The following is a 20724-nucleotide window of genomic DNA, read 5'->3' as shown; positions in this document are numbered from 1 at the left end:
AGGCGACAACGGCAGCGACTAAAACTGCGCCGAAAATGCTAAACTGCCATCCATCTTCAGAGTTCCAACTCAGCAACTTTCATGCCCTTACAACTTCTTTGCTCCACCGTTTAGCAGACATTCGAACAATCCGCAGCATTCAACACAATGGGCTCAAACCTGCCATTCCAAAATTGCCCTAAACCTATCCTCAAGTCGCAGACAATGGGCCGGTGCGGCGTTTGAGAGGCTGCAGGTGTGCCTGCCATCGATGCATCTTCGCCCAAACGCTCAACGCCGTACTGGCACCTCATAGCCACGCTCTTCGGGTTCGTCGTCGACCAGTTCGGTGGGGAAACCGGGTGCCGTGATGCTAAGGCCCGTCGCCTCCTCAAGCCGTTCGATCATCCGATCGGACTGCGCGCGGTCCCCATAGCGCCTTTGCCCGTCGCTCAGCATCTCGATCATCAGAGGCGACATCTCAAGCGGCACGCCATGATCGTCCGCCAGTTTCTGGAACAGCCCGACGTCCTTTTGCACAAGATCCAGCGTGAAGTTGACATCGCGAGACCCGGACAGGATCAACTGGCTTTCCGTTTCATGCACAAAGGAATTCCCTGACGACGCTGCAATCGCCTCATAGGTGACACCCAGATCCATTCCCGCGGCTCTCATCACCGTCAACGCCTCGCAAAGCGACAGCAGATTGATGGTGGCCAGATAATTGGTCATCACCTTGAGCGTGCTGGAGGCCCCCACATCCCCTACATGCAAGATCCGTCGCCCCATGTGGGTGAGGATCGGCAGCACTTTTTCAAACGTATCCCGCGTGCAGCCCGCGTAGATCGAGATATTCCCCGTATCCGCCCGATGGCACCCACCGGAAACCGGGCAGTCCACGGCTTCGCCCCCGCGCGCGATCACCGCGTTCGCGTGTTCCTTGATCTGATCCGCATCCGTCGTGGACATTTCCATCCAGACCCTGCCCGGCCCCACATGTGGCAACAGTTCCGCGACAACCGCAGCACAGGCGGCGGGCGACGGCAGGCAGGTGATCACGGCATCACACGTCTGCATCATGTGTGCAGAGCTCAGCCCGTCCTTCGCGCCATCCGCGACCTTTGTGGTCACGAAATCCGCATTTAGATCATGGACATAAAGATCCACGCCATTCCTGAGCAACGACCCCGCCAGCTTTCCACCCACGTTGCCAAGCCCAATAAATCCGACCTTCATCTGCATCTCCTGATCCTGTTTGCATCATGTGCAGCGGCAGTCCACGACATGTCGCGCTTAAATGCGACCGGATCCAACGCCAAAAAGGCTCAGAGAGGGCCCGATTGACCTGCATAGGACACAGACCCACAGGGATGGTTCGCACACAAAGCCCAGCATCAGTCCAGCCAAGGTCCAAATGCTGAAGGTCTGGCCATGCCAGGTGCGCGCACATGTTCCTGAGAATTCAGATATTCTGCCGCCAATTTCAGATCGCTTTTGCACGACGACCTTCAGCCCAGAGCAGGATCAACACTATCAAGGATAGGGGCCAGATACCGGCCTGCAGGACTTTAATCCTGACCCGACGCTGCCTTCAGTTCTGGCAAAAACCGCTGCTCATAATCACTGCCCACCAATGGGCCCGCAAACCGATAAAGAACCGTGCCGTCGCCTGCCAGAATGAATGTCTCAGGGGGCGCTGTTACGCCCCAGTCAATAGCGGTGCGGCCCTGCGGGTCAAAGCCGACGCCAATGAACGGATTGTCATCTTCGATCAGATACCCGGCTGCCGCGGATGCCTTGTCCTTGAAATTGATCCCGATGATCGGGATGCCGGCGGCTTGCATCTCGAGCAACTTAGGATGTTCCGCGCGGCAGGGTGGGCACCAGCTGGCCCAGAAGTTGACAAGTGTCACATCGCCCGACGCGAGCATTTCTGCCGTCGCGGGCGGAAACCCTTCCAGCGCCTTTTCCGGCACCCCGGGGGCGGGTAGCCCGACCAGCGTCGACGGCAAACCGTCAGGGTCGTCACGAAACATGCCAACCGCTGCCAGGGCCACGAAGGCTGCGAAGATAAGCGGTGGCGCAACCATCATCGGAGAGACTTTAGGCATCGCTGTTTCCTTCGGCTTCCGCACGCCGCAGATCTGCACGTGCGGCGCGCCCACGGCGCAGCGTCAACAGGATCAGCACGGCCAAAAGAGCGAGCGATGCGGCATAGGCCGACAGCACCTCAACTGCATACTTGCCAAGCTCCGGCATTCTAAAGCCCTCTGCCCGCGCGGGCCCGCAACGCCGCGGCCCGGCGGATCCGGATCTCGGTGCCTGTGCGATAGAAAACCAAAGCAACAAAAAGCAACGCAAAGCCGATCATCGACAATAAGAGCGGATACCAGAAAACGTCCGCCACTGTGCGCCCTCCCGTGGCAACCGGGACAGAGGTACCCTGATGCAAACCCTGGTTCCAAAACTGCACTGCATAGCGGCTGAGGACGGCAAAGACAGACCCGACAAGGCACAGGATAGAGGTCAGATCAGCGGCGGTATCGGGATCCTCGATGGCTTCCCACAGGGCGATGTAGCCCAAGTAAAACAGGAACAAGATCAAAAAGGAGGTCAGGCGCGGATCCCATGCCCACCACGTACCCCACATCGGCTGTCCCCATATCGCGCCTGTTACAAGCGCAATCAGTGTCATCACCACACCCACAGGTGCCGCCGCCTTGGCGGCAAGTGCGCTGACGTGGTGGCGGCGGATCAGCCAGATCAGCGATGTGACCAGCATCATGAACCACGCGTTAATGGCCATCAGCGCTGAAGGCACATGCAGATAGATGATCTTGACCGTGGAACCCTGCCGAAAGTCGTCGGGTGTTCCGAAAAAGCCCCAGACCAACCCGACGCCGATTGCAATCGACGCAGCCGCCCAGAGCCAGGGCTGCACGCGGGTGCTGAGGGCCAGAAATTTGACCGGGTTTGCATAGGTCCAGATCGACATGCAGGCTATCTAGTCTCCTCGTCGGGCGACCTCAATGCAGAAACGCGTGAACTCATCGCAGACCGCGCCGCAATACCGAGGCTGACGCAAAGGGCAGCAACGCGATGGTGGCCAGCGTGATCCCGGCCAGCATCAGCAGCGGTGTTGTCGCGTCCGTGCCTTGGGCGCCTCGACGCGCGACTTCGGCCCCGAAAATTAAAGTGGGGATGTAGAGAGGCAGCACCAACAGCGACAGCAACAAACCACCCCGCTTGATGCCTACGGTCAGCGCTGCGCCGAATGTGCCGATGACCGACAGCGCAGGCGTACCCAGCGCGAGTGATGCAACCAACCAAAGGTACCCCTGACCGGGTAAGTTCAGCAAAACCCCCAAAACCGGCGCGGCCAGCACCAAAGGCAAACCAGTCGTCAGCCAGTGCGCCAGCGCCTTGATGCTCAGTGCGGCCTCCAATGGCAGTGGCGCGGTTGCAAGCACGTCAAGGGTTCCGTCTTCGAAATCTATTGCCAGCAAGCGGTCTAAGGACAGCAGACAGGATAACAGTGCTCCCAACCAAAGGACCCCCGGCGCGATGACGCTCAGTAACGAGGCCTCCGGGCCGACGCTGAAAGGTATCAAGACGACCACAATAAGAAAGAAGGCAAGCGCCAGGCCGAAACCTCCGCCCGCGCGCATCGCAAGACGCAGATCGCGGATCAGCAGCGCCGTCACAGGAAGGCCTCGTCACTCGCCCCGGCACGGGTGCCTGACACTGCGCGGAACGGCGTAATGTCCAGCACATCGGCAGCGGTTAGTCCAAGATCGATATGGGTGGCCATCAATGCCGCGCCACCCTCCGCCATATGTCGCTCAACCGCTGCGGCGAAAAGACCCACAGCGTCGGTATCCAAAGAAACGGTGGGCTCATCCAGAACCCAGAGCGGGCGACCAGTGACAAGCAGCCGTGCGAGGCCCAACCGCCGTTTCTGTCCGGCAGACAAAGTGCCCGCCAGACGGTCGGCCAGAGGATGCAGCGCATAGGCATCAAGTGCAGCGGTAATGTCAGTCTGTCCAAAGACCTCCGCCCAGAATGTCAGATTTTCGGCGACGGTCAGCATCGCCTTCAATCCGTCCGCGTGACCCGCATATCCGATCTGATCTTCGGCCCCGATGATCTGACCCCGCAAGGCAGGTTGCAACCCGGCAATGGTACGCAAAAGCGTGGTCTTACCCGATCCGTTGGGCCCGCGCAGGATCAGCGCTTGTCCGGATCGCAGAACAAAGGAGACATCCGTCAGCACCGGCACACCGCCACGCGCAAGGCTTAGATTTTCGACGTGCAGTTCCATACCGTCAGCCGTAGCCTATTGATAGGGCGGGCAAAAGCATCTTTGGCCCACAGCACACCTCCATAACGAAGGTTTCGACCCGGTCTGCTCTGTCAAAATGAGTTTATTGGAAAGATGAAGCACGCACCGTTTTCCTTCATCTTTCTCTTAAACTCATCCTTGATTTCTCCTTGGCGCAGAGAGTGACCGCTCATACCGGCAGTGCGGCAAGCGCAATCCGTCGGCCTTCGCTCAGCAGGATATTGTAAGTGCGGCAGGCCGCCGGTGAGGCCATCGCTTCAACCCCGACGCCTGCGTCATCCAACTGCGATTGCAGTACATCTGGCAGGTGCGCGACATCTGCACCGGTGCCCAAGAAGATCACATCCACCTTGCCTGCAAGCGCCAGCAGGCTTTCGGTGTCCTCATAGCCCGCCCAGGGCTGCGTCCCGTTAGGGCTTGTGATCATGGGACCCTCGATCACCGCGCCGCCCACACGAAAGAACCCCGGCCCGTAGCTTTCGATCGGACTTGCATCGGTAAAGACAATCTCATTAAGGCGCATGGCTTATCCCTTCCAGACCGGCAGACCGATGATAGCGGATGCGGCGATAACACTGTAGGCCACGGCGCGAAAAACTTTCTCAGCGCCCGGTTTGAACAACAAAGCACCGACATAATTCGCAATCAGGTTGGGCACGCCAATCAGCAGGCCCAGCACCACGATCTTCCAGACCAGCATGTCCGCCAACCACAACAATGGAAAAAGCAGGAGGTCAATCGCGACAAGATAAAGCAGGAAATTCGCCCGGATGACCGACACGGGCAGTTTGCTGGCCATATAAAGCATGATCACCGGCGGCCCCGGTATGCCTGCAATGCCCATCATGAATCCGCCGACAGCGCCCGCGCCCACGGTCATCGCCCGGGTCAACTCCCCCTTGAAGCGCCACCCCATCATCACAAGCACCAACAGCCCGATCACGCAACACGACACCATCCAGCCGAAAATGACCGGATCAACACTTGAAAGGTACCAAAGCCCGAACGGCAGCGCGATCACCACCCCCAGCATCAAAAGCCCCACATCACGCACCTCACCTTCGCGCAACGCACCACGCAGGTTGGGCAGCGGACCCAAGAGTTCGGTCGCGACCAGAAAGATGACCGCTTCCACCGGGCTCAGAACGGACGAGGCGACCGGCATGATAATCATGGCCGACCCAAATCCGGAAAATCCGCGGACAAGGCCTGCGGCAATTACCGCCAGTACCAGCCATCCCAGACCCTCGATCGCGAAGGCCTCAAGGATGATATCAGGCATCGATGTTTGCGTATTGATTACCCGCATTGGCGTCGGGTTTGGACCAGTCCCGTTTGACCCCGAGGTAAAGCAGAATGGCGCTGGCCACGAAGATCGATGAATACGTCCCCACGATCACGCCCCAGATCATCGCGAAGACGAACCCCCGGATCACATCACCGCCCAGAACGAACAGTGCAATAAGCGCCAACAAGGTCGTGACCGAAGTCATAAACGTCCGGCTCAGCGTTTCGTTAATCGAGATATTGAGCACTTCGTTCAGCGGCCGTTTCTTGTACTTGCGCAGGTTCTCGCGCACCCGGTCAAAGACGACGACGGTGTCATTCAGCGAATAGCCAACGATGGTCAGAAGTGCTGCGATAATCGCCAGATCGAACTTGATCTGCAGTTCCGAGAATATCCCGATGGTCAGCAACACGTCATGCACCAGTGCCAGCACCGCGCCTGCTGCAAACTGCCATTCAAACCGCAACCAGATGTAGATCAGCACCGCCCCGATGGCGAGAACCACCGCAATCACAGCAGTCTGTATCAATTCGCCTGACACCTTGGGACCGACGGATTCAACAGAAGTGAACTTGATCCCCGGCTCGTAACCTTTCATGGCTGCTTCGATGGCCTTGGTGGTTTCCGAGGTCACCGCCTCTTGCCCTTCCTGCGCCTGAATCCGGATCATCGCGACATTCTGATCATCCCTAAAATTGGGGTCAAAGACCTCCGTGATCGAAATGTCACCAAGCTCCAGCGGCGCCAGCGCCTCGCGGTACCCCGCCACGTCCACGACGACCGGGCTTTCTGTGCGGATCGTAGTGCCGCCGCGAAAATCGATGCCAAAGTTCAACCCCTGCAGCATGAAGCTGACAAATGCGATCACCATAAGAATGCCAGAGATGCCCAGCCACATCTTCCAGCGGCTGAAGAAATCAAAGCTCGTATCCTGCTTAACCAGACGTAGACGCATATGCTCAGACCTCGATCGTTTTGGGGCGACGGCGTTCGAACCAGATCACCACGAACAAACGGGTGACAAAGATCGCGGTGAAAACGGATGTGAGGATGCCCAGCCCCAGCGTGATCGCAAAGCCACGCACCGGACCGGAGCCCATGGCGAAAAGGATCACGGCGGTGATGAAGGTGGTGATATTGGCGTCCAGAATGGCGCTGAGCGCTTTTTCATAACCCAGCTCAATCGCGCGCGCAGGCCCCTTGGCCGTCTTGAGCTCTTCTCGGATACGTTCGAAAATCAGCACGTTGGCATCCACCGCCATACCCACGGTCAGAACAATGCCTGCAATACCGGGAAGCGTGAGCGTGGCCCCAATGAGACTGAGCAAGCCAAAGATCAAGCCGACGTTGATAATCAACGCGACATTGGCGAAGATCCCGAAAAGGCCATAGCTGGCGAACATAAAGAAAAGGACTGCGACGAACGCCACCAATGTGGCCACCTTGCCGGCATCGATGCTGTCTTGGCCTAGTTCCGGACCAACGGTCCGTTCTTCGACAAACGTCAGCCCTGCAGGCAAGGCACCTGCGCGGAGCAGCACCGCCAGATTGGTGCTTTCCTCAACCGTGAAATTGCCCGTGATGATCCCCGAACCGCCGGGAATATGGCTTTGAATCGTCGGCGCGCTGATGACCTCGTCATCCAGCACAATGGCAAAGGGCGCACCAATATTTTCAGCCGTGTAATCGCCGAACTTACGGGCGCCCGTGGTGTTGAATCTGAAGTTCACCGCCGGGTTGCCATTCTGGTCAAAACTGGGCTGCGCATCGACCAGTTCCTCACCCGTAACCACAGGGGCGGCTTCAATCGTATAGAATGCGCCCGGTTCGTCGAGCGACGGCACCAGCATATTGCCAATACCGGGGTTCGCATTTTCATCCGCTCCCCGGCTGATAACCGGATTGAAAGTCAGCTGGGCCGTGGTGCCAATAATGTCTTTCAGTTCTGCCGCCGATCCGATGCCCGGGACCTGAATGAGAATACGCTCAGCGCCCTGCCGCTGAATTGTCGGCTCCCGCGTGCCAACCTCGTCGATCCGGCGGCGAATGATCTCCAGCGATTGCTGCATTGTGCGCTCGTCCGTGGACATCCGCTCAGCATCTGACAGGGTGACGGTGATCACACCTTCGGCGCCCGAGACGTCGATGTCATCCGCACCAGCCCCGGTCAGGGTCACCACCGGACGGGCCAGCCCGCGGACGATCTGCAGCGCCTCGGCCATCTTTTCGGGGTCATTCAGGCGAACGCGCAATTCATCGGCCGGTGATTGCTGACGGCGTACTGGTGTCAGACTGCGCAGCGCATCGCGGACTTCGGGCCATGTGGCTTCCATCCGGCTGGCGTAGACATCTTCGACCTGGACTTCTGCCAGCAAATGCGCGCCACCGCGCAAATCAAGGCCAAGATTAACCAGCCCTGACGGCATCCACTCAGGCCAAAGCGCCTTTTGTGCCTCCAGCTCGGCCGTGCTGCCGCGCAATTCGATTGCTGCAACGGCGTCGTTGTGCTGCTCGACCGGTCCATAAAACGCGTTGGGCAGCGCCAGACCCAATCCTGTCGCACAAACGAGCACGATCAGGATACGTTTCCACATATCGATATGAAGCATGGGTCCGCCTTATGCTGAAGGTGCGCGGATGCGCTTACTTTGCGGGTTCGGTCTTGGACACAACCGTTGCAATGGTGGATTGCACGATGCGCACCTTGACGCCATCAGCAATCTCGACCTCGACCTCGCCGTCATCCTTGACCTTGACGACCTTGCCGATCACACCGCCCTGGGTGACAACCTGATCGCCCCGGCGCAGTGCCGCAACCATCGCCTGATGCTCTTTCACCTTTTTCTGCTGCGGGCGGATCAGCAGGAAATACATGATCGCAAAGATCAGGATGAGAGGAATGAATTGGCCGATGCCTTCCATGGGAGGGTCCTTTTTCTGAGAGCGCTCAGGGGTGCCTTGGCCCCGGTCCGCAAAGTTTGGCAGAACCTATGCGTGGCAGGGGTGGGGCGCAAGGTGCAAAGGGGCGATTTCGCCCTTTGGGCGCCCCCTACACTCCCTCAAAGGTTTGGGGCATAACCGCCACCACACGACTCACTCTTGCCGAGGAATGCCTCTCATGCACGACATCCGCGCCATCCGCGAAAATCCCGACCACCTTGACGCCGCTCTGGCGCGCCGCGGGGATGCGCCAATGTCATCACAGGTCCTCAAGCTGGATACCGCCAGACGCGCATGCATTACAGCCGCCGAAGCGGCCCAGGCAGAGCAAAACAAAGCCTCCAAGCAGGTCGGCGCTGCCAAGGCCAGCGGGGATGAGGCTGAATTTGAACGCCTGCGCGCCTTGGTGGGCGAGAAAAAGGCCGAAGTTGCGGCGATGCAGACCGAGGCCAAAGAGCTGGACGCTCAACTGACCGACATGCTTGCGCGCATTCCCAACACTCCGGCGGATGATGTGCCAGATGGGGCAGATGAGAACGACAACGTCGAGGTCAGCCGCTGGGGTGAACCCAAATCGTTTGATTTCGAGCCGAAGGAACACTTTGAGATCAAAGGCGTCGCCCATGGCATGGACTTTGAGACCGCCGCAAAGATGTCCGGCAGCCGTTTCGTGCTGCTCTCGGGTGCCGTTGCCCGCATTCACCGCGCGCTGGCACAGTTCATGATCGACACCCATGTGGATGAAAACGGCCTGACAGAAGTGAACCCGCCTGTCCTCGTCAATAATGACGCGATGTACGGCACGGACAAGTTGCCGAAGTTCGGCGAGGACAGCTATCAGACAACAAACGGCTGGTGGATGGTGCCAACGTCCGAGGTACCCCTGACCTACATCGTGGCTGGTCACGTCGTCGAAGAAAGCTATCTGCCGCGACGCTACACCGCGCATACCCTCTGCTTCAGATCAGAGGCCGGATCCGCTGGCCGCGACACCGCGGGCATGCTGCGCCAGCACCAGTTCGAGAAGGTCGAGATGGTCAGTGTCACACATCCCGATAACAGCGATGCGGAACAAAAGCGCATGCTGCGGTGTGCCGAAGATTTGCTGGAACGCCTTGAAATACCTTACAGAACAGTCATTCTTTGCACGGGCGACATGGGCTTTGGGGCACGCCGCACCTTCGATATCGAAGCCTGGGTGCCAGGCCAGAATACGTACCGCGAAATCTCTTCTGTTTCGAACACAGGTGACTTTCAGGCGCGGCGCATGAATGCGCGGTTCAAGCCCGCTGATGGGGGCAAACCGCAGTTTCTGCATACGCTGAACGGGTCGGGGTTGGCCGTAGGCCGTTGCCTGATCGCGGTATTGGAAAATGGTCAGCAGGCGGACGGCTCCGTGACGCTGCCCAAGGCGCTCGGCCCCTATCTGCGTGGGAAATCAACACTTAGCACGGACGGTACGCTGATCTGACACCACGGGGATTTGCTCCGGGGTCAAGACTGCTGCAGGCACCAGGCCCTGAGGCCAGATAGAATCGCCCTGCCCCTTGAGAAGGCGCCATGAGGACGTAATGCGCCCTCAAGCGCTTCTCGGCAATCAGGGAAACCTGCGCGGCCTCTTTGACGGGCCGCGATATTGGGCTCACGGCTGACCCGGACACCCGCAAGAACGATCGCGCCGCATGGCGCGGCAATTGGATCACGGCCCCATCGGTTGAAACCCCGCCGGATCCCGCTACCCTCCTGCCATCGCCCCAAATGCGGTGTGACATGAACGATCAACAGGAGCCACGAATGTCCGGTCCCTTGCGCCCTGCGGTTGCTATCCTCACACTTTTGCTGGCGATCGCCTTTGCCGCTTCTCCTTACTTTGTGGACAGCTTCAACGGGTTTGATCCCAACCAGTTCCCGGTGCCGCAGGATAATCCACCCGTACAGCCCGCGGGCTACGCCTTTGCGATCTGGGGAGCGATTTATCTATGGTTGATCCTCGGCGCGGCCTGGGGACTGTTCAAAGCGCGACAGGACGGGCAATGGCACGACATGCGCCTGCCGCTCTGCCTTTCATTGGCCGTCGGGTCCACGTGGTTATGGGTCGCAACACAAAGCCCGGTATGGGCGGCAGTGCTGATCTGGGTGATGCTGCTCAGCGCGCTCGGTGCGCTTTTTGTCGCGCCTGTCCGGGACCGGGCGTGGGCGGCCTACCCGGTTGGGCTCTATGCAGGCTGGCTGTCCGCTGCGTCCTGTGTGTCACTGGGCCTGCTTGCCGCGGGCTACGGGTATCTGGATGAAAACATCGCAGGACTGATCTTTGTGGCCCTCGCCGCCCTGATCGGTGCGGCGGTTCAGGCCGCACTGGGGCGCACGCCAACCTATGGCATCGCGGTGATCTGGGCGTTGATCGCCGTGATTGTCGCCAATTGGACCGACGCACGCGACGTGGCCTATGTCGCGCTGGCCGGAGCCGTAATCGTCGCCCTTGCGACACTCCGCACCCTGCGCACCGGGTAGCCGCCGTTCTCTTGTAACAAAACCGGTCCGAACTTCTCAAAAGCCCGGATCCGTCGATCTAATCGCGACGTCGCTTGGACGTGTGTTTGCGCAGTTTCGATGGGGGCGCTTTCTTGCGTCCTTTGAACGGGTTGGCGTCGTTCTGACCGCGCATCCAAAGCCGGATCGGTGTGCCCGGCATGTCGAAGTCCAGACGCAGGCCGTTGACCAGATAGCGATTATAGCTGTCAGGCACCTTGTCAGGATGGCTACACATCACAACAAAGCCGGGGGGACGCGTTTTGGCCTGCGTCATGTAACGCAGCTTGATCCGCTTGCCTTGCGGTGCAGGTGGCGGATGTTGTTCCAGCATGCCCGTCAGCCAACGGTTCAGCTGCGCCGTGCTGACGCGACGGTTCCAGACGTCATAGGCCCGCATGATTGCATCATGCAGACGGTCAAGCCCCCTGCCCGTCTTGGCTGAAACGGTAATCAGCGGCGCGCCGCGCAGTTGCGGCAAGAGCCGCTCAAAGCTCTCTTTCAGAGACTTCAGTTTGGCTTGTCTGTCGTCTTCGACGTCCCACTTATTCACCGCCACAACCACTGCGCGGCCTTCACGCTCGGCCAGGTCAGCGATGCGCAAATCCTGCTGCTCAAACGGAATCTCGGCATCCAATAGTACCACAACGACCTCAGCAAACTTTACAGCGCGCAGCCCGTCAGAGACCGACAACTTCTCGAGTTTTTCCTGAACCTTGGCTTTTTTGCGCATGCCGGCGGTATCAAAGATGCGCATTGGCACGCCATTCCAGTCCATCCGCAGCGAAATCGCGTCCCGGGTGATGCCGGCCTCTGGCCCCGTGAGAAGCCGGTCTTCGCCCATTATCTGATTGATCAGTGTGGATTTGCCCGCATTGGGCCGCCCGACCACGGCTACCTGCAGAGGTTTGGCGTCTGTGGGTTGGGGAACGACGTCACCTTCCGCTGCGTCTTCCTCTGTCAGATCAACGTCCGTTTCCGGCGTATCTTCCATCGCCTTTTCGGCAAAACCGTCCGAGATCGGCATCAGAGACGTGTAGAGGTCATTAAGACCTTCTCCATGTTCGGCTGACATGCGTATAGGCTCTCCCAGCCCCAGCGAATAGGCCTCGATCACGCCCGCGTCCGCGGCCTTCCCTTCGGCCTTGTTGGCCGCAAGGATCACATGCGCCGACCGTTTACGCAGGATATCGGCAAAGACCAGGTCAGAGGGTGTCACCCCCACACGCGCGTCAATCATGAAGAGGCAGACATCGGCCATGTCGACCGCCCGTTCGGTCAGCCGCCGCATTCGGCCCTGAAGGCTGTCATCAGTGACTTCTTCCAGTCCGGCCGTGTCGATCACTGTGAATTTGAGATCTGCCAACCGTGCGGCGCCTTCGCGCAAATCGCGCGTCACGCCGGGCTGGTCATCGACCAACGCCAGCCGTTTGCCGACAAGGCGATTGAACAGCGTGGACTTGCCCACATTCGGGCGCCCCACGATGGCGAGGGTAAAGGACATGGCACAATGGCTCCAAAGGCAGATCCGCGCTTTAGCCCATTAGCGATAGGCGTGCAATTGGCCCTTGGCGGAAACCACATAAAGCGTGCCACCCGCAACAACCGGTGCCGTGGTGGCCCCGCCCGGGATCTCGACACTGCTGATCAACGTGCCGTCCACCGGGCTGTAACTGCGCAAAAGCCCGTCATTCGACGCGATGATCACCCGACCGCCTGCAATGACGGGTCCATAGTGAGCAAAGACTTCGGACTGACGCTTGGGCTTGTCTTTGACAAAATTTGGCAGACGCGCGCCCCAGATGCGACTACCGTCTGAGGCGTCGAGCCGCACAAGTTCATTCAGGTCCGTCATCGCAAATATACTGCCACCTGCCGGCCACACCGGGCCCATCGCCCCATCACGCGCGGTCCAAAGCCGTACACCGGAATCGATGGACAGCGCAGCCAGACGTCCCGACTGGTTGCCAACATAGACCCGATCGCCGGATACGACCGGCGCGCTTGTCACGTCCGATATCAAGGAAGACGCGCGCCCCGGTCTGCGCCCGACAACAGCGGAATTCCACCGGTTGACGCCTCCGCGCCGAAAGACGCCTTGCACTTCGCCAGACCCAAAGGCAAAGATTGCAAACTGCGATGTGATCGCGGGCGCCGGGGCTCCCAGCACATTGTTGATGCTTGCCGTCGCTGCGGTTTGCCACTCAACCCGGCCATCTGATTTTCGCACGGCCCAGCCGGTGTCATCGCCCGAAGTGAGATAGATCAGGTCACCGAAGACTGTGGGCGTGCCAGTGCCTGTCGCTTCTAGCTTTTGCTCCCATCGAACGCCTCCACTTGCCACATCAAGGGCCGCCAGAACGCCGTAGCCCACGCTGACATAAAGCGTGTCCCCTTCCACCGCGAGGCCGCCGCCGCTGCTTTGGCCCTGTCGGTCGCTTGCTGGCGTCAGATCGCGCGTCCACAAGGTTGCGCCGCTGGTCGATGTTGCTGTGACGCGCGCATCCGCATCCAAGGTAAAGACGCGGCCCGCCGCGACAACGGGATCAGCCGTGATCCTCTGGCGACGGCTGTCGCCTGCTCCGATATCGGCCGACCATGCCAACTGCGGCACGCTGCCAAGGGCCGGATGGGCTATGCGGTATTGTGCCGTTCCAATGCTGTGGGTCCAGCTCGCGTTGTTCGTTGCTGCGCCGAGTGCAATGGCGCGCGACTGATTTTGCGGCGTCGGCCCATCAAGGGGAAGCGCGAGATCGGGATTTTGCAAGACGGACCTGATGTCTTCGCGTTCGCCCGGCAGATATGTCTGGTCTTCGGCGCAAGCGCCGAGGACCAACACACCAGTCATCAGCCCTGCGGTCCATCCCCTGAAAGAGACACCCATTTGCTTGATCATGGCGCTGCTCACTCTTGTCTTTTGCCCGTGTGGCACAAGCCTGGCCTGTGCCTCAGTTATCGCTCCCGGAAACCGTACCTGCGTCCGATGTTTCATCATCGGCCAATTCAGGTTCGCCCCCCAGCGCCACAATCACCTGTAGCGCGCGCTGTTGCAAGTCCGAGGATACCTCAGCGTCCTCCTGAATTGCCTGATACCGCGCAATCGCTTCGGTATCCTTGCCCTGCGCGATCTCAATCAAGGCAATCTGCTCTTCCGCCAATAAGCGCATCGGGTTACCCGGCTGCGCCATGGATTCGAATGCAAGAAGGCGATCTTCGACAGGTGTCTGGTCGCTTTGCAGGGTCAGAGACTTGAATTGCGCGATTTGCCGATAGATGGCGGATACGTCTCCGTCGCTCGCAATGGCGTCAAGCGTTGCGACGGCGTCTTCCGTCCGGCCCGCATCGGCCTGTTCTGCCGCCGTCAAAAGCCGCAAGACCGCCCCTGTCGCCCTATCCGGTGCATCAATCGCCTCCAGCGCATCCACCCGCGAGACGCCTTCGTCGTTTGCCAGTGCCGCCAACATCGCGTCACCAAGCGCTTCTGCCTGCGCCCGGGCCTGCGCCTTTTGGTATTCTGACCAAGCCGCGCCCCCGACAATCAGCACGATGGCGAGAATTGCAATCCATCCATAGCGCCGCAAATAGCCATAAAGGCGGTCGCGGCGGACCTCCTCATTGACCTCGTCGATAAAACTGTCGGTGTCGCTCATTGCGGTGGCTCCCTCACCCATGGGGATGAATTTTGCCCCTCATAGCGTGCACGTCGGACCAAGCCAAGAGCAGGATGCGCCCCGTATTGTGTCCAAATCCTGGGCATACCGCACGGGGTTCAGAAAAAAGGTGCTATCTGAACTGGTCAGTTCACTTGTCCTTCCCTATATACTGCGCATATGCCGCCACGTCATGCTTGGCGGAAAGTGAATAAGAAGAGGTCGCGCCATGCGCATATTCTCCATTCTGGCCGCAGTTGTGGTCTCGATTGTATTGGCCATGTCCATCTTGGCTCGTCCGCAACTGATGGCCCTTCTGGGCATGAATTCGCCCGCAGAGGCGGCCCAGCCTGAAAACGCACAAAGCAGCATTAATGCCGACAGCGAAACTGCAACAGCGGATGCGCCAGACACGTCCGCATTGGTCAAGGTGATGGTTGAACGCTTTACAGCCCAGCAGGTTGACAGCGCCGTCATCCTGCGCGGTCAGACTTCGGCAGTACGGCAGGTCGATGTTCGGGCCGAAACCTCGGCTGTGGTGACCTCTGAACCGCTGCGCAAAGGTGCACAGATTGAGAACGGCGATGCACTTTGTGTGCTTGATCCGGGCACGCGCGGCGCGGCGCTTGAAGAAGCACGCGCGCGCCTGACCGAGGCTGAATCGCGTGTTCCCGAAGCGGAGGCTCGCGTCAGCGAGGCCGAGGCCCGCCTGAAAGAGGCCGAGATCAATCAAAACGCTGCCTCAAAATTGAGCGAAGATGGTTTTGCATCGCAAACCCGCCTGGCAAGCGCGAATGCCTCTGTGGAGGCCGCAAAGGCGGGTGTCACATCGGCGACCGCTGGCCTGCGCGCGGCCCGCTCCGGTATTGAAGCGGCGACAGCGGCAGTCGCCGGTGCGGAAACGGAAATCGACCGGCTGACCATCAAGGCGCCTTTCTCTGGGCTGCTGGAAAGCGATACGGCCGAGCTTGGCAGCCTGCTGCAGCCCGGCGCACTTTGCGCGACGATTATCCAGCTGAATCCGATCAAGCTAGTGGCCTTTGTGCCCGAGACCGAAGTGAACCGGGTCAGCCTCGGGGCCATGGCAGGGGCACGGCTGGCGGCTGGTGGCAACGATGTTGGTGGTAAGGTCACCTTCATTTCCCGCTCTGCCGATCCCGCGACCCGTACTTTTCGCGTCGAAATCGAGGTTGCCAACGACGATTTCGCGATCCGGGACGGTCAGACGGCGGAAATCGCAATCGCCTCCGCAGGGGTTTCGGCGCACCTGATACCGCAATCTGCACTGACCCTGAACGATGACGGGGCGCTGGGCGTCCGGCTGGTCGGCGATAAGAACCTTGTGTCCTTTGCGCCCGTTGGTGTCATGCGCGATACCGACGCGGGGATCTGGGTGACAGACTTGCCCGCTGAGGCAAACGTGATCGTGGTGGGACAGGAATTCGTCACCGCTGGCGTCACCGTGGCCCCGACCTGGCGTGAGGTCACTCAATGAGCGGCATTGTAGATTGGGCCGCCGGCCGTGCCCGGATGGTCATGGCGTTTATCCTGCTCAGCCTTGTGGTCGGCGGGTACGCCTATTCAACCTTGCCCAAGGAAGGTGAGCCGGACATCGAGATTCCGGCACTTTTCGTATCGGTCCAGTTCCCGGGCATTTCTGCTGCAGACAGTGAAACCCTTCTGGTCAAACCCATGGAAGCCGAACTGGCCGACCTCGACGGGCTGAAAACCATGTCGGGTACCGCCGCCGAGAACTACGCCGGTATTGCCTTGGAATTCGAGTTCGGCTGGGACAAGACGAAAGTCATGGCCGATGTGCGCGATGCCATGGGTACAGCAGAATCGAAATTTCCAGAAGGCGCTGAAACCTACACCATCAATGAAATCAACTTTTCCGAATTTCCCATCATCATCGTCAATCTGACCGGCCCCGTGCCCGAACGCACAATCGCACGCGTTGCCCGCGACCTGCAGGACGATATTGAAGGGCTGGACGCTGTGCTTGAGGCGGCCCTCGCGGGTGACCGCGACGAAATGCTCGAGGTGTTGATCGATCCATTGCGGCTTGAAGCCTACAACGTCACCGCCGGCGAATTGATCAATGTGGTACAAAACAACAACCAGCTGATCGCTGCGGGTGTGGTCGAAACGGCGCAAGGTGCCTTTGCAGTAAAGATCCCCTCGTCCTTTGATGAAGCGCGGGATGTCTACGCCTTACCGGTCAAGACCAATGGCGACCGGGTTGTGACGCTGGGCGATCTGGCAGAGATCAATCTGACCTTCGAAGACCGCGAAGGAACTGCGCGGTTCAACGGTGAAAAAACGTTGGCTTTGCAGGTGGTCAAGCGCAAGGGCTTCAACCTGATCGACACCGCTGAGACGGTAAAACAAATCGTCGAGGAACGCGCAGCCGACTGGCCGGAAGGATTGCAGGCAGCGGTGACCGTTGGCACATCGAACGACCAAAGCCGTGTGGTCAATTCCATGGTTCAGCAGTTGTTGGGATCCGTCTTTACCGCGATTGCGCTGGTGATGATCGTGGTCCTGGCCGCCTTGGGCATCCGGGCAGCTTTGCTGGTTGGTTTTGCAATCCCCACATCGTTCCTGTTGTGTTTCGCGTTCCTTGCGCTGATGGGCATTTCTGTCAGTAACATCGTGATGTTCGGACTGATCCTTGCCGTGGGGATGTTGGTCGACAGCGCGATCGTCGTGGTCGAATACGCCGACGCACGGCAGCAAGAGGGCGTGGGGCCCATGCACGCCTATGTCGAAAGCGCAAAGCGCATGTTCTGGCCCATCGTGAGCTCTACTGCGACGACGCTCTGCGCCTTTCTGCCGATGCTCTTCTGGCCCGGTGTGCCAGGCGAATTCATGGGGATGCTTCCTGTCACGCTGATCTTCGTGCTGTCAGCTTCTCTGGTCGTGGCCCTGATTTATCTTCCTGTTCTGGGGGGTGTGACAGGACGTCTTGAGCAGTGGATCGCCGCACAAATGAAGGCCTTCGCAAACCTCAAATGGTATCTGCATCAGCTGATCTTTGTACCTGCGCTCGTGCTCTTTATCTTGCCTATGATGTTCTTGCAGCCTGTGTTTGGCGGTATGGGCGCGCAATTCGCTCAGATGGATACGGCCAACATCCTTGGGTCAGTGATCCCGACCTTTGTCGTTGTTTTTGCATTGGTGCTGCTGGCCGCAGTCCTGATCGCCTGCCTGCTGTCGGGCTTCCTGTTGCTGCTTATTGCGCTTTTCGCTGAGTTGCTGCGCCTTGGGCGGGGTGGTCGCTGGCTGGCATCGCGGCTTTTTCGCAAGGAACCCGACCGCATCCATGCAGGCTATCGCCGAAACTTTTTCGGGCGGCTGATTGAAGGTATTGTGGGCAATCCGGTGATGCCACTGGTTCTGGCTGGTGTGGTTTTCACTTTTGTGGGCACGGTCCTTATCTACTTTTCGAGCAATTCGAAAGGGGTCGAATTCTTTGTTGAATCAGAGCCCGAACAGGCGATCGTCTATGTGCTGGCGCGCGGCAACCTGAGCCTGGAGGAAAAGGATAGCCTGCTCCAGCAAGCCGAGGATATCGTCCGCGCACATCCCGGTATACAGACAGCCTTTGCCTTTGCCGGCGAAGGCGGGTTGGACTCCAACACCGGTGGCGCGCAGGCGCCAAAGGATACCGTGGGGCAGATACAGCTTGAAACGATACCCTGGGAAGATCGTCCCAACCAATCCAGCGTGCTGTTTACCATACCGTTCATAAACTTCGAGGTGACCCGAGACGTGCAGGACCCGGCCTTTGATGGCGATGTGGTTCTTGCGGACCTGTTGGAGCAGTTAGAGGTTATCCCCGGCATTCGCACAGAGATCCTGAACCTCTCGCGCGGACCTGCCTCGGGCAAGCCCGTGCATTTGCGCTTGAAATCAGACAGTTGGGAGGACCTTGTTGCCTCTGCCAGTATGGCGCGCGAACAGTTTGAGCGCACGCCGGGTCTGACCCTGATCGAAGACACCCGCCCCCTGCCCGGCATCGACTGGCAGATCGACGTCGATGTCGAAAAAGCGGGCCGATACGGTGCCGATGTTCTGACAGTCGGTGCGATGGTGCAGTTGGTCACACGTGGTTTGTTGCTTGACACGATGCGGGTCGATACCTCTGACGAAGAGATCGAAATCCGTGTGCGCCTGCCTGAGGAAGACCGGGTGTTGTCCACGCTGGACACGCTCAAGGTCCGCACCCCGGACGGGCTCATACCGCTCAGCAATTTCATCACGCGCACACCAGTGCCCAAACTGGCCGAGATCAGTCGCGTGGATCAAAAGCGGTATCTGGACGTGAAGGCAGATGTGATTCCCGGCCTGATGAAGATCGTTCGGGCCACGCGCCAAGACGGCGTAGAAACCCTTGAAACGCTTGGCACCGCCAGGCCCGCAGGCGCGGATGCTGAATTCACGTCGGACGATGGTATTGCCTACAAGATCATTGATCGTGAAGCGGCGGCAGAAGGGATGGATCTGTGGGATGCAGTCAGGACCGAGGGAAGCATCCGCATGGTTCCCGTCAATGCCAACGAACGTATCGCGGAACTGGATAAGTGGCTCGACACCAAGCCTTTCGACCTTGGCGTGACGACTGAATGGACCGGTGATCAGGAAGATCAGGCAGAAAGCCAGGCATTCCTCTCCTCCGCCTTTTCAGCAGCGTTGGGGCTAATGTTCATTATTCTGCTGGCCCAGTTCAACAGCTTCTACAATGCGATCCTGGTGCTTTTGGCCGTGGTTCTCAGCACCACCGGCGTACTGATAGGCATGTTGGTGATGGATCAGACGTTCTCGATCATTATGACCGGAACTGGGATCGTCGCTCTTGCGGGGATTGTGGTGAACAACAACATCATTCTGATCGATACGTACCAGGAATACGAGCGATACATGCCCCGGATCGAGGCGATCATCCGCACCGCACAGGCGCGGATCCGACCCGTTCTGTTGACCACGATCACCACAATGGCGGGGCTCGCTCCGATGATGTTCGGCCTCTCGCTGAATTTCGCAGAAGGCGGCTATACCATCGACAGCCCCACCGCACTTTGGTGGAAGCAGCTGGCGACGGCAGTGGTTTTTGGCCTTGGCATCGCCACGGTGCTGACGCTCATGGTGACCCCGTCAATGCTGGCGATCCGGATCTGGGCCACGACATATGTGCGCTGGTTTGCGCGCCTGCTGGCACGCATGTCCATGGGACGGGCCAGCAAGGCCGCACGTGACTGGGCGCTGCAGCGCGACGCCCGGCGGTCCAAGGCACAGGAAATCATCTGGGACGAAGACCTGGCGGGGCCTGCGCCCGTCGCACTGAAACCGGCGGAATAGGGCTGATCAAGCGCTTGTGAGGGGCCGTGCCCTCGTTCTTTTGCGCCAACGCTCTATCCTTGGGTCATGCGATAAAAGGAGACACCTATGAAACGTGCAGCCCTTGTTGCCGCCGTCACCGCAGCCACGCTTGCCCTGCCCGCCTCAGCAGAGATGATCGAGAAAGTCAGCCCGCATTCTGTCTCGGAGACCATCGACCGTCTTGCAAGCGCCGTTGAAGGCGCAGGTGCCACAGTCTTTGCCCGCGTCGATCATGCAGCCGGAGCAGCAAAGGTAGAGATGGAACTGCGGCCCACGCAGCTTCTGATCTTTGGCAATCCCAAGCTGGGGACCCCCGCGATGCAGGGCAACCAGACGGCTGGCCTTGATTTACCGCTGCGTGTCCTGGCCTACGCAGACGGAGAGGGCGTTGTGCATCTGACATACCACGCGCCTGTTGATCTGGCTGCCGCCCATGGCCTGCCCGCGGATGCGGAATACATCGCCAAGATGACCGGCGCGTTGGACAAGCTGACGTCAAAGGCCATTGCGGAAGAATGAACCCTGACCGGGCGGCGGCGGGCCAAAATCGTCCCATTGTTTGGATAGACCGGGCCAAAGCTGGTGTCGGCGTTATCGTTGAGGCCCTTTGGAAA

The 20724-nt window shown here is 59.3% G+C and carries 19 protein-coding genes; 5 read left to right on the top strand and 14 right to left on the bottom strand.

Features of this window, described 5'->3' with window-relative positions; genetic code table 11:
* Positions 1-270: 270 nt before the first annotated feature.
* From H9Q16_RS00900 to yajC, 11 genes are all read right to left on the bottom strand, one after another.
* Positions 271-1215, bottom strand: coding sequence for an NAD(P)-dependent oxidoreductase (locus H9Q16_RS00900; RefSeq protein ID WP_191073507.1), 945 nt, complete (start codon positions 1213-1215; stop codon positions 271-273).
* Positions 1216-1547: 332 nt separating this feature from the next.
* The gene (locus H9Q16_RS00895; protein ID WP_191073506.1) at positions 1548-2090 is read right to left on the bottom strand and encodes a DsbE family thiol:disulfide interchange protein; all 543 of its coding nucleotides are present in this window, start codon (positions 2088-2090) and stop codon (positions 1548-1550) included.
* Complete coding sequence (ccmD, locus tag H9Q16_RS00890) at positions 2083-2238, bottom strand: heme exporter protein CcmD (RefSeq protein ID WP_191073505.1); 156 nt, start codon at positions 2236-2238, stop codon at positions 2083-2085. The genes H9Q16_RS00895 and ccmD overlap by 8 nt, the downstream gene beginning before the upstream one ends.
* Before the next feature lies 1 nt (position 2239).
* Complete coding sequence (locus H9Q16_RS00885) at positions 2240-2974, bottom strand: heme ABC transporter permease (RefSeq protein ID WP_191073504.1); 735 nt, start codon at positions 2972-2974, stop codon at positions 2240-2242.
* Positions 2975-3026: 52 nt separating this feature from the next.
* The gene (gene ccmB, locus H9Q16_RS00880; RefSeq protein ID WP_191073503.1) at positions 3027-3683 is read right to left on the bottom strand and encodes a heme exporter protein CcmB; all 657 of its coding nucleotides are present in this window, start codon (positions 3681-3683) and stop codon (positions 3027-3029) included.
* A complete protein-coding gene (ccmA, locus tag H9Q16_RS00875; RefSeq protein ID WP_191073502.1) occupies positions 3680-4300 on the bottom strand; it encodes a heme ABC exporter ATP-binding protein CcmA in 621 nt (206 codons plus the stop codon). The genes ccmB and ccmA overlap by 4 nt, the downstream gene beginning before the upstream one ends.
* Before the next feature lie 190 nt (positions 4301-4490).
* Positions 4491-4844 carry an Mth938-like domain-containing protein gene (locus tag H9Q16_RS00870; protein ID WP_191073501.1) on the bottom strand — a complete coding sequence of 118 codons (354 nt, stop codon included), beginning with the start codon at positions 4842-4844 and terminating at the stop codon, positions 4491-4493.
* A gap of 3 nt (positions 4845-4847) precedes the next feature.
* Entirely contained in the window at positions 4848-5603 is a 756-nt protein-coding gene (locus tag H9Q16_RS00865) for a sulfite exporter TauE/SafE family protein (RefSeq protein WP_191073500.1), read from the bottom strand.
* Positions 5596-6564 carry a protein translocase subunit SecF gene (gene secF / locus H9Q16_RS00860; protein WP_191073499.1) on the bottom strand — a complete coding sequence of 323 codons (969 nt, stop codon included), beginning with the start codon at positions 6562-6564 and terminating at the stop codon, positions 5596-5598. The genes H9Q16_RS00865 and secF overlap by 8 nt, the downstream gene beginning before the upstream one ends.
* A 4-nt stretch (positions 6565-6568) precedes the next feature.
* Positions 6569-8218 carry a protein translocase subunit SecD gene (gene secD, locus H9Q16_RS00855; RefSeq protein WP_191073498.1) on the bottom strand — a complete coding sequence of 550 codons (1650 nt, stop codon included), beginning with the start codon at positions 8216-8218 and terminating at the stop codon, positions 6569-6571.
* 34 nt (positions 8219-8252) lie between these two features.
* Positions 8253-8531, bottom strand: a complete 279-nt coding sequence (gene yajC, locus H9Q16_RS00850; protein WP_191073497.1) for a preprotein translocase subunit YajC — start codon at positions 8529-8531, stop codon at positions 8253-8255.
* Positions 8532-8727: 196 nt separating this feature from the next.
* On the opposite strand from yajC, the gene serS reads away from it, so the two are divergent.
* Together serS and H9Q16_RS00840 are read left to right on the top strand one after the other, a co-directional pair.
* Positions 8728-10020, top strand: coding sequence for a serine--tRNA ligase (gene serS / locus H9Q16_RS00845; protein WP_191073496.1), 1293 nt, complete (start codon positions 8728-8730; stop codon positions 10018-10020).
* A 323-nt stretch (positions 10021-10343) separates the two neighbouring features.
* On the top strand, positions 10344-11060 hold the full coding sequence (locus tag H9Q16_RS00840) for a tryptophan-rich sensory protein (protein WP_191073495.1): 717 nt from the start codon (positions 10344-10346) through the stop codon (positions 11058-11060).
* Positions 11061-11118: 58 nt separating this feature from the next.
* Here the strand turns inward: H9Q16_RS00840 and der are convergent, their stop codons facing one another.
* The 3 genes from der to H9Q16_RS00825 are packed head-to-tail and all read right to left on the bottom strand — an operon-like array spanning position 11119 to position 14728.
* Entirely contained in the window at positions 11119-12582 is a 1464-nt protein-coding gene (gene der / locus H9Q16_RS00835) for a ribosome biogenesis GTPase Der (RefSeq protein ID WP_191073494.1), read from the bottom strand.
* 39 nt (positions 12583-12621) lie between these two features.
* On the bottom strand, positions 12622-13974 hold the full coding sequence (locus tag H9Q16_RS00830) for a PQQ-like beta-propeller repeat protein (protein ID WP_246455401.1): 1353 nt from the start codon (positions 13972-13974) through the stop codon (positions 12622-12624).
* Positions 13975-14026: 52 nt separating this feature from the next.
* The gene (locus H9Q16_RS00825; RefSeq protein WP_191073493.1) at positions 14027-14728 is read right to left on the bottom strand and encodes a tetratricopeptide repeat protein; all 702 of its coding nucleotides are present in this window, start codon (positions 14726-14728) and stop codon (positions 14027-14029) included.
* A gap of 229 nt (positions 14729-14957) precedes the next feature.
* Here H9Q16_RS00825 and H9Q16_RS00820 point away from each other — a divergent pair, with 229 nt between their 5' ends.
* The 3 genes from H9Q16_RS00820 (at position 14958) to H9Q16_RS00810 (ending at position 20629) form a co-directional block, all read left to right on the top strand.
* A complete protein-coding gene (locus H9Q16_RS00820) occupies positions 14958-16223 on the top strand; it encodes an efflux RND transporter periplasmic adaptor subunit (RefSeq protein ID WP_191073492.1) in 1266 nt (421 codons plus the stop codon).
* Positions 16220-20089, top strand: a complete 3870-nt coding sequence (locus H9Q16_RS00815; RefSeq protein WP_191073491.1) for an efflux RND transporter permease subunit — start codon at positions 16220-16222, stop codon at positions 20087-20089. The genes H9Q16_RS00820 and H9Q16_RS00815 overlap by 4 nt, the downstream gene beginning before the upstream one ends.
* 87 nt (positions 20090-20176) lie before the next feature.
* Positions 20177-20629, top strand: coding sequence for a DUF302 domain-containing protein (locus tag H9Q16_RS00810; RefSeq protein ID WP_191073490.1), 453 nt, complete (start codon positions 20177-20179; stop codon positions 20627-20629).
* The last annotated feature ends 95 nt before the right edge of the window (positions 20630-20724 follow it).

The organism is Sulfitobacter aestuariivivens, assembly GCF_014763045.1.
GTDB lineage: Bacteria > Pseudomonadota > Alphaproteobacteria > Rhodobacterales > Rhodobacteraceae > Sulfitobacter > Sulfitobacter aestuariivivens.
The sequence above is the reverse complement of the archived record's forward strand: the minus strand, read 5'-3'. Positions and strand labels throughout refer to the sequence as shown.